This window comes from Pseudomonas entomophila (assembly GCF_013523125.1).
Lineage (GTDB): Bacteria > Pseudomonadota > Gammaproteobacteria > Pseudomonadales > Pseudomonadaceae > Aquipseudomonas > Aquipseudomonas entomophila_B.
Window position 1 is genome coordinate 1 of record NZ_JAAMQJ010000097.1, and the last position, 1131, is coordinate 1131.

Annotated in this window: 2 protein-coding genes and 1 pseudogene; all 3 read right to left on the reverse strand. The window is 66.1% G+C overall.

All coding sequences use genetic code 11. The features are described 5' to 3' along the window. Positions 1–262, reverse strand: a pseudogene (locus G7007_RS21690) (phage late control D family protein); the annotation flags it as partial. 60 nt (positions 263–322) lie between these two features. Further along, on the reverse strand, positions 323–529 hold the full coding sequence (locus tag G7007_RS21695) for a tail protein X (protein WP_027915027.1): 207 nt from the start codon (positions 527–529) through the stop codon (positions 323–325). Further along, a partial coding sequence (locus tag G7007_RS21700; RefSeq protein ID WP_181105144.1) for a phage tail protein occupies positions 504–1131 on the reverse strand: 628 nt, incomplete at its 5' end. The genes G7007_RS21695 and G7007_RS21700, both read right to left, overlap by 26 nt.

Below are 1131 nucleotides of genomic sequence, written 5' to 3' on the forward strand. Positions count from 1 at the left end.
TGTCAGGCGGGCCGGTCAGCTCGACCTCGTCGACCGTGTAGGCGCCCAGCCGGGTCAGGGCCTGGCCTTCGTAGCCCATCAGGACCGCGACCTGGCTCCCGCGCGCGGGCAGCGCCACGGCCTGATCGCGGTCGTCAATGCGCAGCTCGAACTCGTCCGATTCCATGCCAGGCTTGTCCGAGGTGCGCAGCATCAGCAGCCGATCGTTGATCAGCGCCGTGATGTCGGTGCCGTCAGCGATGATCTGATAGGTAGGTTTCATGTGAGGCTCCAGAAACAGCAAACCCCGTACGGGGCGGGGTTCGTGACGCGTAACGCTGCCTTAGCCGAACAGCTGCAGCAGCTCGACGGCAGGTGCCGCCAGGTCAGGTAGGTGGATGAGCAGACCGGCGCGGTACGGCTGCGCCTGCCTGGCCAGGTCCGGGTTGGCTTCCAGCACCGCCTCGACGGTGCCATTGAGGTGCCCGTAATACTGCTGGCAGAGCACGTCCAGCAGATCCCCGTCAGACGTTCTGCAGGTCGTTGCCATAGCTCACAAACTCCAAGGTAAAGCCCTGCTTACGCGGGATGCCGCCGGCGAGCAGATTGCTCTGCTCTTCCTCGACGCTGACCAGGCACCAGTCGCCCAGCACCTCGCCATAGCCGGTGACCAGGTTCAGCGGCCGTAGGCCTCGCCCGATCGTGCGCAGGGTGTTGAGTTGTTTGAGACCGCCCTTGTGGTGCGGGAAGATCGCGCCCTTGAGGGTGATTTTCTCTTCGCCCAGGCCGACCGCCTGCTGGGCCACGCTCCGGCGCAGCCGCTCCTGGCCAGCCCAGCGAAAGGACGCCTGCCGGCGCAGCTCGTCGAACGCGGCCGTGTCGAGGTTGAAGTAGTACGGTTGCACGTTGGGGTCGTGTGTCTGGATGATCAGCAGGTGCGGATACGGCGCCACGGCCTGGGGCTTGGGGGTTGCCGAGGCTGCCAGGCTGCTCGACGGCACGACGCTGGCCAGCGCAGGGCTGGCCTTGCCGGCGAACTGGATCACCTTCGCCGAGACCTTGCTGGCCATCTGCTTGAAGGCTCCCAGCCGCTCCTGCACCTGGGAGACCCCGGACACGACACGGTTGTACGTCGACGCTACCTGGCCGACC